This window comes from Bacillus sp. PS217 (genome assembly GCF_037963535.1).
Classification (GTDB): domain Bacteria; phylum Bacillota; class Bacilli; order Bacillales; family Bacillaceae; genus Bacillus; species Bacillus subtilis.
Map to the genome: position 1 here is coordinate 2,360,478 of NZ_CP150157.1, position 12,268 is coordinate 2,372,745.

Annotated in this window: 14 protein-coding genes; 4 read left to right on the forward strand and 10 right to left on the reverse strand. The window is 43.9% G+C overall.

Features of this window, described 5'->3' with window-relative positions:
* Positions 1 to 57: 57 nt before the first annotated feature.
* Positions 58 to 1,467: an NADP-dependent phosphogluconate dehydrogenase gene (gene gndA, locus NSQ83_RS12075; protein ID WP_003230365.1), complete on the reverse strand. Its 1,410-nt coding sequence runs from the start codon at positions 1,465 to 1,467 to the stop codon at positions 58 to 60.
* Positions 1,468 to 1,576: 109 nt separating this feature from the next.
* Entirely contained in the window at positions 1,577 to 2,821 is a 1,245-nt protein-coding gene (locus tag NSQ83_RS12080) for a DNA polymerase IV (protein WP_198878649.1), read from the reverse strand.
* Positions 2,822 to 2,893: 72 nt separating this feature from the next.
* On the opposite strand from NSQ83_RS12080, the gene mifM reads away from it, so the two are divergent.
* From mifM to NSQ83_RS12095, 3 genes are all read left to right on the forward strand, one after another.
* A complete protein-coding gene (gene mifM / locus NSQ83_RS12085) occupies positions 2,894 to 3,181 on the forward strand; it encodes a membrane protein insertion/folding monitor MifM (protein WP_010886563.1) in 288 nt (95 codons plus the stop codon).
* Positions 3,182 to 3,211: 30 nt separating this feature from the next.
* Complete coding sequence (locus tag NSQ83_RS12090) at positions 3,212 to 4,039, forward strand: membrane protein insertase YidC (RefSeq protein WP_003230359.1); 828 nt, start codon at positions 3,212 to 3,214, stop codon at positions 4,037 to 4,039.
* Between the two features lie 180 nt (positions 4,040 to 4,219).
* On the forward strand, positions 4,220 to 4,948 hold the full coding sequence (locus NSQ83_RS12095) for a DUF2071 domain-containing protein (protein ID WP_198878648.1): 729 nt from the start codon (positions 4,220 to 4,222) through the stop codon (positions 4,946 to 4,948).
* 41 nt (positions 4,949 to 4,989) lie between these two features.
* On the opposite strand, the gene NSQ83_RS12100 is transcribed toward NSQ83_RS12095, so the two are convergent.
* Genes NSQ83_RS12100 through mce form a run of 3 tightly spaced genes read right to left on the reverse strand, consistent with a single transcriptional unit; the run spans position 4,990 to position 8,061 of the window.
* Positions 4,990 to 6,105, reverse strand: a complete 1,116-nt coding sequence (locus tag NSQ83_RS12100; RefSeq protein WP_003230352.1) for a tripeptidase T — start codon at positions 6,103 to 6,105, stop codon at positions 4,990 to 4,992.
* Between the two features lie 17 nt (positions 6,106 to 6,122).
* Positions 6,123 to 7,646, reverse strand: a complete 1,524-nt coding sequence (locus NSQ83_RS12105) for an acyl-CoA carboxylase subunit beta (RefSeq protein ID WP_198878708.1) — start codon at positions 7,644 to 7,646, stop codon at positions 6,123 to 6,125.
* The gene (gene mce, locus NSQ83_RS12110; RefSeq protein WP_120028350.1) at positions 7,639 to 8,061 is read right to left on the reverse strand and encodes a methylmalonyl-CoA epimerase; all 423 of its coding nucleotides are present in this window, start codon (positions 8,059 to 8,061) and stop codon (positions 7,639 to 7,641) included. The genes NSQ83_RS12105 and mce overlap by 8 nt, the downstream gene beginning before the upstream one ends.
* Positions 8,062 to 8,150: 89 nt before the next feature.
* Here mce and prli42 point away from each other — a divergent pair, with 89 nt between their 5' ends.
* The gene (prli42, locus tag NSQ83_RS12115; RefSeq protein ID WP_003226489.1) at positions 8,151 to 8,243 is read left to right on the forward strand and encodes a stressosome-associated protein Prli42; all 93 of its coding nucleotides are present in this window, start codon (positions 8,151 to 8,153) and stop codon (positions 8,241 to 8,243) included.
* 19 nt (positions 8,244 to 8,262) lie between these two features.
* Here the strand turns inward: prli42 and NSQ83_RS12120 are convergent, their stop codons facing one another.
* The 5 genes from NSQ83_RS12120 to artP all read right to left on the reverse strand — a co-directional run bounded on the left by NSQ83_RS12120 (position 8,263) and on the right by artP (position 12,106).
* Positions 8,263 to 8,793, reverse strand: a complete 531-nt coding sequence (locus NSQ83_RS12120; protein ID WP_014480206.1) for a L,D-transpeptidase — start codon at positions 8,791 to 8,793, stop codon at positions 8,263 to 8,265.
* A gap of 51 nt (positions 8,794 to 8,844) precedes the next feature.
* Positions 8,845 to 9,813, reverse strand: a complete 969-nt coding sequence (locus tag NSQ83_RS12125) for an aromatic acid exporter family protein (protein WP_029317941.1) — start codon at positions 9,811 to 9,813, stop codon at positions 8,845 to 8,847.
* 70 nt (positions 9,814 to 9,883) lie between these two features.
* Positions 9,884 to 10,606, reverse strand: coding sequence for an arginine ABC transporter ATP-binding protein ArtR (gene artR / locus NSQ83_RS12130; protein ID WP_147772213.1), 723 nt, complete (start codon positions 10,604 to 10,606; stop codon positions 9,884 to 9,886).
* A complete protein-coding gene (gene artQ, locus NSQ83_RS12135; protein WP_003230340.1) occupies positions 10,599 to 11,258 on the reverse strand; it encodes an arginine ABC transporter permease ArtQ in 660 nt (219 codons plus the stop codon). Before artQ ends, artR begins: the two co-directional genes overlap by 8 nt.
* An 80-nt stretch (positions 11,259 to 11,338) precedes the next feature.
* Positions 11,339 to 12,106 (reverse strand): arginine ABC transporter substrate-binding protein ArtP, encoded by a 768-nt coding sequence (artP, locus tag NSQ83_RS12140; RefSeq protein WP_004398706.1) that lies wholly within the window; start codon positions 12,104 to 12,106, stop codon positions 11,339 to 11,341.
* Between the last annotated feature and the right edge of the window lie 162 nt (positions 12,107 to 12,268).

Consider the following 12,268-nt stretch of genomic DNA (forward strand, 5'->3'; position numbering starts at 1 on the left):
ACAATCTCCTTAATAACAAAACCCCCAAAGCTTAAGAGCTTCGGGGGTTTCTATTGATTACTTCATCCATTCAGTATGGAAGATGCCTTCTTTGTCAGTACGCTCATAAGTATGAGCGCCAAAGTAGTCGCGCTGTGCTTGGATTAAGTTTGCAGGCAGTACGGCTGTGCGGTAGCTGTCATAGTAGGCTAATGCGCTTGAGAATGATGGCACCGGCACACCTTGGGCAACTGCAAGTGAAATCACTTGGCGAAGCGCTCCTTGATAGCTTTCTACAATATTCTTGAAATAGCTGTCAAGAAGCAGGTTGTCAAGCTCAGGCTCGCGATCGTAAGCTTCTTTGATCTTCTGAAGGAATGCCGCGCGAATGATGCAGCCACCGCGGAAGATCATAGCGATTTCACCATATTTCAGATCCCAGTTGTATTCTTCAGAAGCAGCTTTCATTTGGGCAAATCCTTGCGCGTATGAGCAGATTTTACTCATGAACAACGCTTTTCTGACCGCTTCAATCAGCTCTTCTTTATTTTCTGTAACAGGCTTCACTTCTGGTCCTGAAAGAAGTCCGCTCGCTTTCACACGCTCTTCCTTCATAGCTGAGATAAAGCGTGCGAATACAGATTCAGTAATAATCGGAAGCGGAACGCCTAAGTCAAGTGCGCTTTGGCTTGTCCATTTTCCTGTTCCTTTTTGCCCTGCTTTATCAAGAATCACATCAACAAGCGGTTTGCCTGTCTCTTCGTCTTTTTTTGTGAAGATGTCAGCCGTAATCTCAATCAGGTAGCTGTCAAGCTCGCCTTTATTCCATTCAGCGAAAACTTCATGAAGCTCATCAGCAGAAAGGCCCAGCACCTGTTTCAGAATGAAATATGATTCAGAGATCAGCTGCATATCTCCGTATTCAATTCCGTTGTGCACCATTTTTACGTAATGGCCGGCGCCGTCCGGACCGATATATGTCGTACAAGGTTCTCCGTCAACTTTTGCAGAAATGGCTTCAAGAATCGGTTTTACAAGCTCATGTGCTTCTTTTTGTCCGCCAGGCATAATAGAAGGCCCTTTAAGTGCCCCTTCTTCTCCGCCGGAAACACCTGTTCCGATAAAATGAATGCCGCTTTCAGCGAGTTCTTTGTTACGGCGCTGTGTATCTTTATAGTATGTATTACCGCCGTCAATTAAAATATCATCCTTCTCTAGATGAGGAAGAAGAGATTGAATTGTCGCATCTGTTGCAGTTCCCGCTTTAACCATTAATAAGATTTTGCGCGGTGTTTCCAAGGATTGGACAAATTCTTCAATGCTGTATGTGCCAACAACATTTTTTCCTTTTGCCTCCTGTAAAAACTCCTCAGTTTTACTGCTTGATCTGTTGTAGACAGAAACAGAAAATCCCCGGCTTTCGATATTTAAAGCCAGATTTTTACCCATGACCGCAAGTCCGATAACGCCGATTTGTTGTTTTGACATATTCTAACGTCCCTTCTGCAAACGTTTAATCATTTTAAAATTTAAATTAAAATAAAATGATATTTATAATAAAGAAATTACCATACATTCACCCTTTTTTTCAAGCGATTCAGCTTTTCTTTTCATCATGAAAAAAATCTTTATTAAAGCTTGTTCCCTTTGTTTTGCTCTCCTCTTTTTTTAACGTTGCCCCTTTTCTGATCAGTTTGGTACCGTACTTTTTATTCAGCTTTTCCATCATCTGCTGAATAGGCTCATCCTTCGCATCTTCATTAAAGCTGAACAAATCGAGCTGTTTATAGGCCTGCTCTTTTTCTACTAAATCCGTTCCGGTAATGCCAAGTAGCCTGACAGGATTTTTATTCCAATGTTTAAAAAAGAGGTGCTCCGCTTCTTTCAAAATGTCATTTTTTTGATCAATCGGGTTTCTCAGCGTGGTGCTTCTTGTGATGGTTTTCCAATCCGCATATCTAATCATAATAAAAAGCTTCGAAGCCATGACTTCCTTGCGCTGTAAACGGGCACTCACAGAAGCAGCAAGCTTTCTAAAGACGCCTAACAGCTCTTCTTCATCACTGGAATCATGGGAAAGTGTCGATGAGTTGCCGACGCTTTTAAATTCGTAAATGCGCTCCGGGTCAACCGGCGCATGGTGAATGCCATTTGCTTTATTTTTAAGGCGCGGACCGTTTATGCCAAGCAGGCGTTTCAGGGAGTGTTCATCAGCTGCAGCTAGCTCTCCGATTGTATGGATGCCGAGTCCCTTCAGTTTTTCCGCTGTCTTTTTGCCGACTCCGTGCATCTCTCCAACAGGAAGCGGCCACAGGATATCAGGCACTTGCCTCTTTCTTAAAATCGTAATTCCAAGCGGTTTTTTCATATCAGACGCCATCTTAGCGAGAAATTTATTCGGCGCGATCCCTATGCTTGACGGGAGCAGCAGCTCTTTTTGCAGCCTGCTTTGGATTTCTTTTGCCGTCTCTAGCGCGCGGCTGCTGTATGGTGTATCGGTCATGTCCATATAGCCTTCGTCGATGGAGACAGGCTCCACCAGGTCAGTATATTCACGGAGAATGGTAAACATCGCTCGTGAAGAGTTTCTATAGCGGTCAAAGTTCGGCGGAAGAACGATGAGCTCAGGGCAATGGCGCTTCGCTTGCCAAACCGGCATCGTTGTTTTGACGCCGCGCGCTCTTGCTTCGTAGCTGCATGTTACCACAATGCCCTTTCGCTCCTTTACGTTTCCGGCAACTGCGACCGGCTTTCCCCGGAGAGCCGGATCATATGCCATTTCAACCGACGCATAAAAGCTATTCATATCAATATGGAAAATAATTCGGCTCTTTCCCAGCATAAACAAATCTCCTTTTCGGTCATTAGACAACAGCTTGTACATATAGTAAAATGAAGCTATTGAATGGATGTGATGACAATGTTTGTGGAATCGATAAATGACGTTTTATTCTTAGTCGATTTTTTCACAATTATTCTTCCTGCTCTAACGGCAATCGGGATTGCATTTCTCTTACGGGAGTGCCGTGCGGGCGAGCAATGGAAATCAAAACGAACAGATGAACATCAGACGGTCTTTCACATTAACCGAACAGACTTTCTTATTATTATATATCATCGCATTACAACTTGGATACGTAAAGTCTTCCGCATGAATTCGCCTGTGAACGATGAGGAAGACGCCGGTTCTCTTCTTTTATAAACCGCATTTATAAAAAGGAGGAGAACAAAATTGTTAAAAACATATCAAAAACTTTTGGCTATGGGTATCTTTTTGATCGTATTATGCTCGGGCAATGCTGCATTTGCAGCGACTAATCAGGTGGGGGGCCTCAGCAACGTAGGTTTTTTCCACGATTATTTAATCGAACCGTTTTCCGCTCTGCTTAAGGGTGTTGCCGGGCTGTTTCACGGAGAATACGGACTCTCTATTATCCTCGTAACCATTATTGTGCGTATAGTTGTATTGCCTTTGTTTGTCAATCAGTTCAAAAAACAGCGCATCTTCCAAGAGAAAATGGCCGTTATTAAACCTCAGGTTGACAGTATCCAGGTTAAGTTGAAAAAGACGAAGGACCCTGAAAAACAAAAAGAACTGCAAATGGAAATGATGAAGCTGTATCAGGAGCATAATATCAACCCGCTTGCGATGGGCTGTCTTCCAATGCTGATTCAGTCTCCGATTATGATTGGGCTTTATTACGCGATTCGCTCAACACCTGAAATTGCGTCACACTCGTTTCTATGGTTCAGTTTAGGGCAATCTGATATTCTCATGTCCCTTAGTGCAGGGATTATGTATTTTGTCCAAGCCTATATCGCTCAAAAACTGAGCGCGAAATATTCCGCTGTCCCGCAAAACCCTGCGGCGCAGCAATCCGCAAAATTGATGGTGTTCATCTTCCCAGTGATGATGACGATTTTCTCGCTTAATGTCCCGGCAGCCCTTCCGCTGTACTGGTTTACAAGCGGACTGTTTTTGACAGTGCAAAACATCGTCCTTCAGATGACGCATCATAAAAGTAAAAAAACAGCCGCTCTTACTGAGTCGGTGAAATAAAAAAGCAACCCCGCGCGAAAAGCCGGGGTTGTTTTTTGTTACTTGCAAAGCATACCGCGCCAAACAGTCTTGTTTATCATAGCTGAAGCAGAAATGGCCATCCAAAAAATAGCCGTATCGTTTAAAAAGAAGGAAATAGGGAATACCTTTACTCACCTCCAAACGAAAGGAGCATATACGTTGACGGAACACTTTCAGCAAAAAAACATTTCTGTACCTGATGGAATCTGGATCATGAGACAAACCTGGAATGATGTCTTATTTGCTCACTGGCCTGTTGATGTTTCTATCCTTCGCGCTTTGGTACCGTCCGTTTTAGAATTAGATACATATAACGGGCAAGCTTGGATCAGCATGCTTCCCTTTATGCTCACGAACCTAAGGGCGCGTTATCTTCCTGCCATTCCCGGTGCGCGTGCATTTCCTGAGCTTAACCTCCGCACCTATGTCACGTATAAAGGCAAGCCTGGCATTTATTTTTTCAGCTTAGATGCCGATCATCGTCTGGCGGTCCTTGGCGCTCGCACATTCTTTCATCTGCCTTATTTTTACGCGGATATGAAGGCCGAAAAAAACGGTGATGCCATTGACTATGTCAGCAAGCGGAAAAATGACAAAGAAGCAGCATTCCACGCCGCATACCGGCCCATTTCAGCGCCTTTTACAGCAGAAAAGGATTCGCTCGATTACTGGCTGACAGAACGATACAGGCTCTACACCACTTATCGCAATAAGCTCTATTACGAAGACATCCATCATCATCCGTGGCTGCTGCAAAACGCCGAAGCAGAAATTTCAGTCAATACGGTGACTGATGCTCACGGTATTACATTGCCCGAGTCAGACCCCTTGCTTCATTACGCTAAAAAACAGGATGTGTTATTTTGGCCGCTTAGGAAATGGAGCTAAAAAAACCCGATGCGGGAAATCGCACTCGGGTTTTCTTTTTTTTATTTTGCCGCCTCTTCAATAATGGCAACAACCATTTCTGCAGTTTTAACGAGCTCTTCGATCGGCATTTTTTCATTTTTTGTATGGATTTGCTCATAACCGACAGCAAGATTGACCGTCGGGATGCCATGACCAGCGATTACGTTCGCGTCGCTTCCGCCGCCGCTCGTTTGCAGCTCGCTTGGACGTCCGATTTTAGCAGCCGCTTTTTTCGCGATTTCAACAACTTGGTCGCCGTCTTGATATTTAAAGCCCGGATACATAACCTCAATTTCGACTTCTGCGCGTCCGCCCATATCAGCAGCTGCCTCTTCAAAAGCAGCTTTCATTTTTTGAACCTGAGCTTCCATTTTCTCAGGAACTAAAGAGCGCGCTTCAGCAAGAATATGAACTTCGTCGCACACAATGTTTGTTTGTGTGCCGCCTTCAAACCGGCCGATATTAGCTGTTGTTTCTTCATCGATACGGCCCAATGGCATTTTTGAAATGGCTTTGCTAGCGATTGTAATCGCTGAAATGCCTTTTTCAGGTTCAACCCCGGCGTGAGCGGTTTTCCCGAAAATTGCCGCTCTTACCTTCGCCTGTGTCGGCGCGGCCACAATGATATTTCCGACTTTTCCGTCTGAATCAAGAGCATAGCCGTAGGATGCAGTGATCATAGAACGGTCAAGAGCCTTCGCTCCGATCAGACCCGATTCTTCCCCTACTGTGATGATGAATTCAATCGTGCCGTGTTCAATGTTTTCTTCTTTCAGCACCTTAATCGCCTCAAACATTGCAGCCAATCCCGCTTTATCATCAGCGCCTAAAATCGTCGTGCCGTCAGTTTTGACGTAACCGTTCTCTACAACTGGTTTTACGCCGTTTCCGGGTACAACTGTGTCCATATGAGATGTAAAATAGATCGTATCTGTTTGTTTTGTCCCTTTTAGCGTGCAAATCAGGTTACCGGCTCCGTGGCCCGTGATATCCATTGTATCGTCTTCTTTAACGTCCACACCTAAATCAGAAAATTTTCGTTTCAGCACTTTGCAGATTTCAGCTTCGTGCTTTGTTTCTGAGTCAATTTGGACAAGCTCTAAAAATTCTTCCAGCAGGCGTTTTTCATTCACCATTTGTAAGTCCCTCCATATTAAAGCGGTATGTTACCGTGCTTTTTTTTCGGTCTCTCTTCTGTCTTATGTGCAAGCATATGAAAAGCTTGAATCAGTTTTCCCCTTGATTCTTCCGGCAAAATGATGTCATCGACCATTCCACAAGCGGCCGCTTTGTATGGGCCGGCGTTTTGCTTTTTGTATTCAGCTGTTTTTTCGCGTTTCGTCTTTTGCGGGTCAGCTGAAGCTTTGATTTCCTTTTCATACAAAATCGATGCCGCACCTTCTGGACCCATCACTGCGATTTCAGCATTCGGCCATGCAAACACAAGGTCCGCTCCGATTGCTTTGCTGTTCATGGCCACATAGGCGCCGCCGTACGCTTTTCTAATGATGAGTGTGACTTTTGGGACAGTCGCTTCTGCATAAGCAAACAATAATTTTGCTCCATGCCTGATGATTCCATTGTGCTCTTGCTGAATACCCGGCAGAAACCCCGGGACATCTTCGACAGTCAATAGCGGGATATCAAATGCGTCACAAAAACGGATGAACCTTGCTGCTTTATCAGCAGCGTCAATCGTCAGGCTTCCCGCCAGATGCTTCGGCTGGCTCGCCACGATGCCGATTGCTTTTTCACCCAGCCTTGCAAACCCAATGACAATGTTCTTCGCAAAAAATGGCTGAATCTCAAAAAAAGACTGCGGGTCGGCCAGCTCCCTGATTACCTTCCGAACATCATAAGGCTTTGTCGTATCAGCAGGGACAAGACGGTTTAATAACGGTCTGGACGCCTCTTTCTCTAGCTTCGGCTCTGTTGTCCGGCCATTCAGCGGCAAATAAGACAGCAGTTTTCTCACCCCTGTCAGAACCTCCTTCTCCGTATGCCCGGAAAAGTGGGCGTTTCCGCTGACGGCATTATGTATCCCCGCTCCGCCTAAGCTCTCCGCATCAACCTGTTCCCCTGTCACTTTTTCAATCACCTTCGGGCCGGTAATAAACATCCGGCCGGTCTGTTCAGCCATAAATATAAAATCTGTGAGTGCCGGAGAATATACAGCGCCTCCAGCGCACGGCCCTAAAATAACCGATATTTGCGGAATGACTCCGGAATATAAGACGTTTCGGTAAAATATGTGACCGTATCCATCTAATGATAACACACCCTCTTGAATTCTCGCACCACCTGAGTCATTCAGCCCGATAATCGGCGCCTTATTTTTTGCTGCCAGATCCATCAAAGCGCAGATTTTCCTGGCATGGGTTTCGCCAAGCGCCCCTCCGTACACTGTGAAGTCTTGCGCAAATACATAAACTGAGCGACCGTCAATTGTGCCGTACCCTGTCACGACCCCATCCCCTAACATGCGCTGTTCTCTTGTTAACACTTGACTTTCCATGAAGGGGTGTAATTCGATAAAGCTGTCCTGATCTAGAAGAAATATGATCCTTTCCCGAGCAGTGAGCTTGCCCTTTTGCCGCTGCTGAGCCAGCTTTTCCCGTCCTCCGCCTTCTTCTGCCTGCTTGCGTTTCGTGTATAAATGATCCATGTGCTCATTCATGCTCATTGTGTTGGTCTCCTTTCGGTTCACAAAGCTCTACAAGAACACCGTTTGTTTCCCGAGGGGAAATAAACGCGATCTTTTTCCCGTTCGCTCCCTGTCTTGGAAACCTGTCAATCAATTGAACATGCCGATCAGACAATGCTTGAAGCTGTTCAGATAGGCCGTTGCACAAAAACGCAATATGATGCAGTCCCTGCCCTTTCTTCTCCAAAAATAAACGGACGGGGCTGTCAGCTGTCAACGGCTCTATCAGCTCAAGTTTGACGCTACCAGCTTGAAAAAAAGCAACATTCACCTTTTGCTCTTTAACCGTTTCTTGATGAAGAAATGCAAGCCCCAATACATTTTCATAAAAGCTTCTAGCATCTTTTATCGAAAAAACGGCTATCCCGATATGGTCAAGCCTGTTCATTTGCATCCCTGCTTTCGCTAATAGATTTCGCTTGTCCGCCCATTCAAAACACGCTAAAATATAGACAGATTGTTTAAGGAGTGAAAATCATGTCTCAAAAACTGATGAAAAGCGTTTTGATCGTGATTTTGGGAGTTTTTATTCTTTCAACTGTACTCTCAGGAATCGTCATGTTTCTATAACGATAAAAAAGCAGGCGCCTTATTCAATGGGAATATCCTGCTTTTTTATCAGAGCTTTATGCTCGATGGCAATCTCCTCAAAAGAGCGGTTGTCGTCCGTGATCAGCACTCTCGTTCCTACTGGTATCGTTTGAAACAAATGAACAACCTCATCGTTATGCATACGTATACAGCCGTTAGACACAAATTTTCCTACTGATTCCTCTCGGTTTGTCCCATGAATTCCATAAATCCGCCCGTCCGTTCCTTTCGCGTCAAATCCGATCCATCTGGCCCCAAGCGGGTTGTCAGGAGATCCCCCTTCAATATTTTTCTTTCTGTAGTAAGGATTTTCCGCTTTTACCGTTACCGAAAACTCTCCTTCAGGCGTCAAATCATCTGTTTTTCCAGTCGCCACACTATACACGCCTTCTACTCTGTTGTCGAGGATAACAGCAAGTTCATTTGTTCGCTTGTTGACAATAACATACGGATCACCCGGCAGCGGATTTTCGCCGAGCGGCCAAATCGGTGAAATCATCATGAAAATCGAACATAAGAAAAAACGCATAAGCTCCTCCTTTTTCATTAGGTTGACCAATGAAGGAAGAGCTCATGCGAATCATCCGAGTGATTTTTGCGCTTTTATTCCTTTAAAATAACTTTTAATCACTAAATATTGTTCCATTTCGCCGAGAAGATGGAAGAGAGCGGCCCTCGCTTCAAATTCCTCTCTAGTCGCAGGAAGCGGCATCTCCTCAAATTCTTTTCTCATGTCAGCAAGTCTTTTCAGAAATTTGTACGCTGTATTCCCAGGGTGTATCGCCTCCCGCAAATCATGAATAAATTCAGCGATCATTTTTCCCTGATCTACCGTGATGGAGATCGATGTCACTTTAGGGAGAAGGCGTTCAATAATTTCAAATTGCTTTTCTCTCATTTTAAAATAATGATAATGCAGATTTTCGTAACGTAAAATGTGGTTTTGCACATCTCGATATGCCAGGTTTTTAGCCTCCGTAATAAGCTGGTGCGTTTCCGGAATTTCTTTTCCTGACCAATCTTGCTCACCAGTTAACAAATACCGTTCGATTTCTGCAAAAATGACAGCAAAGTTATCCTCTATCTTTTTACGGTAAGCAATCAGCTTCCGATCAAGACTCGGCATATACAAGTTCATCAATAGAGCGACGCCGATGCCGACCGTAATCAGCTGAACTTCATTCCAGATGAAAGTAGGCGTAATGCCACCGGACATGTATAAATGAAGGATAATAACAGAACTGGTGACGATACCCTCGTTAATTTTTAACAGAACCGTTATCGGAATGAATATCAAAAGAAGCGCTCCGATAACAAACGGGTGGTAGCCAATAAGCTCGAAAAAGAGATAAGAAAAAACAATTGCCAGACAGCATGCCGCAAAGCGGGCCCATGAGGCCTGAAGCGACCGTTTTTGTGTGATTTGTATGCACAAAATGGTGATGATTCCTGCTGATGCGAAGTTTTGCAAATGCAATAACTGGCTTATATAAATAGCCAAAGCTGTTCCAAGCGCGGTCTTTATTGTGCGGTAACCAATTTTAAACATGTCGGACTCCATTTCTATTTGTTTCTTCAATAAAAAAGAAGAGGCGGCCAGCCTTCTTCTTTTTTATATTCTATAATATTTTCTCTAAAAAGTCCTGCGCTCTTTTGGATTTTGGCGACATAAAAAATTCCTTCGGATTGCCGTCTTCGACAATCATTCCTTGGTCCATAAATAGCACACGGTCTGCCACTTCTTTTGCGAAGCCCATTTCATGTGTGACAATCACCATGGTCATGCCGGTTTCGACCAGCTCTTTCATCACCTGTAGCACTTCTTTAACCATCTCTGGATCAAGGGCGGAGGTCGGCTCGTCAAACAGCATGATGTCCGGATTCATCGCAAGAGCCCTGGCAATCGCGACACGCTGTTTTTGTCCGCCAGACAAACGGTTTGGATAGTCATTTCGCTTTTCAAACAAACCGACTTTGCGGAGCAGGTCCTCAGCTTTCTCCTGTGCAGCCTGTTTTGTTTCTTTTTTCACATTGATAGGCGCGTACATGATGTTTTCGAGAACCGTTTTGTGCGGAAAGAGATGAAAATGCTGAAAAACCATCCCGATGTTTTCCCGGACCTTTAATGTGTTGGTTTTTGGCTTCGTAATCTCTGTGTCTTTTATTGTAATGGTTCCGCCGTTAGGCTTTTCCAACAGGTTTAAACAGCGTAAGAACGTTGATTTGCCTGAGCCTGAAGGACCGATCACGGCAACAACCTCACCCTCAGCGATTGTTGTTGAAATGTTTTTTAATACTTCGTGTTTCCCAAATGATTTTGACAGCTTTTCAACCTTAATCATTGGATTTCAGCTTCCTTTCTACAGCCTTGCCGATAAACGTTAAAATCAGGACAAGCACATAATAAATCAATCCCGCGATAATGAGCGGCTCAAGGTAATTGTAAGTGGCGGCGCCAGCTTGATATGCGCGTCTCATGACATCACCAAGCCCGATGACGGTAACGATCGCCGATTCTTTTGTTAACGTAATTAATTCATTCACAATTGCAGGTGATATATTTTTGAAGGCCTGCGGCAGCAGCAGATCCTTCATCATTTTTCCATACGGGACACCGAGTGCAACAGCAGCTTCTTTTTGCCCTTTATCAATGGCATTGATTCCGGCTCTGATAATTTCCGATACATAAGCGGCGGAATTCAAAGACAATGCGACAACCGCAGCCCAAAACTGGTCAATTTGAAATCCGAGCAGCTGAGGAAGGCCAAAATAGACAATCATAAGCTGCAGCACTAAAGGCGTGCCTCGGAACACTGATGTATAAAAATCAGCGATCCAGATAAACGGGCGGAATGTGCTGATCTTACATAAGCTTAGCACAATACCGAGTATAAGTCCGATAATAGCAGATACAACAACAATTTTTAATGTAATTGCCAAGCCTTCTAATATAAAAGGAATTTGGGGGATCGTTGCTGAAAAATCCAAATTCATAGCCTTTGTCTCCTTTTCTTACAGGAAAAAAGTTTCCTATTCAATAAAAAGGCTCAACGAAAAAGTTGAGCCGCTTTTTTTTACTTCTCGCCAGTGAACCATTTTTTCTTCAATTTCTCAAGCTCTCCGTTATCTTCCATTTCCTTGAGCGCTTTATTGAATTTGTCTGTCAGTTCACTGTCCTTTCTGAAAGCAATTGCTGAACCGGCTTCTTCCGCTTTCGCATCAGGAATCACAAAGCCTTGCAGGTCATCATTTGATTTGAAATACCCTTCTGCAACAATGTCTTCAATAATCGCGGCATCGAAACGGTCAGATTTGATTTCCTGCACCAAATCAGAAATTCTGTTGCGGTCTTCTGTTTTAAAACCATATTCCGGAGAAAGCTCTTTCCCCTTCTCTTCCTGAATAGAGCCAAGCTGAACGCCAACTGTTTTTCCTTTCAGGTCTTTCAAAGATTGAATGCCGCTGTCTTTTTTGCTGACAATCATATGGTTCGCTGTGTAATACACATCGGAAAAATCAACTTGTTTTTTACGCTCAGGCGTTGGTGTCATTCCTGACAGAACGAGATCCACCTGTTTTGATTTAAGCGCTGTAATTAAGCTGTTGAAGTCCATATCCTGCACTTCAATTTCATAGCCTGCCTTCTTTGCCAGAGCTTTTGCCAGCTCTACATCAAAGCCGACAATATTATCTCCTTCTTTATATTCAAACGGTTTGTAATCCGCCGAAGTACCCATAATTAATTTTTTCTTTCCGCTTTCTGAACCTGAATTGCTTGAGCCGCACGCAGTTAATGCAAAGGTGATGCAAGCAGCTACAAGTAATAAGAGCCATTTTTTCATGATCCATTTCCCCCGTATTCATTACTTTTGGTGTGTTTGAATATTTATTCGTTAATTTGTATTTTAAACAGTTTCTCATTTTTATGCAATACTATTTTTAAAAATTATCTTTAAGCTTATCTTTCCAGTGATCTCTTCTGATATTACTAGATAAAAATTAAA

Coding starts and splice junctions, on each gene's coding strand:
- gndA (WP_003230365.1), bottom strand. CDS start 1,467: ATGTCAAAACAACAAATCGGCGTTATCGGACTTGCGGTCATGGGTAAA.
- NSQ83_RS12080 (WP_198878649.1), bottom strand. CDS start 2,821: ATGCTGGGAAAGAGCCGAATTATTTTCCATATTGATATGAATAGCTTT.
- mifM (WP_010886563.1), top strand. CDS start 2,894: ATGACAATGTTTGTGGAATCGATAAATGACGTTTTATTCTTAGTCGAT.
- NSQ83_RS12100 (WP_003230352.1), bottom strand. CDS start 6,105: ATGGTGAATGAAAAACGCCTGCTGGAAGAATTTTTAGAGCTTGTCCAA.
- NSQ83_RS12105 (WP_198878708.1), bottom strand. CDS start 7,646: ATGAATGAGCACATGGATCATTTATACACGAAACGCAAGCAGGCAGAA.
- mce (WP_120028350.1), bottom strand. CDS start 8,061: ATGAACAGGCTTGACCATATCGGGATAGCCGTTTTTTCGATAAAAGAT.
- prli42 (WP_003226489.1), top strand. CDS start 8,151: ATGTCTCAAAAACTGATGAAAAGCGTTTTGATCGTGATTTTGGGAGTT.
- NSQ83_RS12120 (WP_014480206.1), bottom strand. CDS start 8,793: ATGCGTTTTTTCTTATGTTCGATTTTCATGATGATTTCACCGATTTGG.
- NSQ83_RS12125 (WP_029317941.1), bottom strand. CDS start 9,813: ATGTTTAAAATTGGTTACCGCACAATAAAGACCGCGCTTGGAACAGCT.
- artR (WP_147772213.1), bottom strand. CDS start 10,606: ATGATTAAGGTTGAAAAGCTGTCAAAATCATTTGGGAAACACGAAGTA.
- artQ (WP_003230340.1), bottom strand. CDS start 11,258: ATGAATTTGGATTTTTCAGCAACGATCCCCCAAATTCCTTTTATATTA.
- artP (WP_004398706.1), bottom strand. CDS start 12,106: ATGAAAAAATGGCTCTTATTACTTGTAGCTGCTTGCATCACCTTTGCA.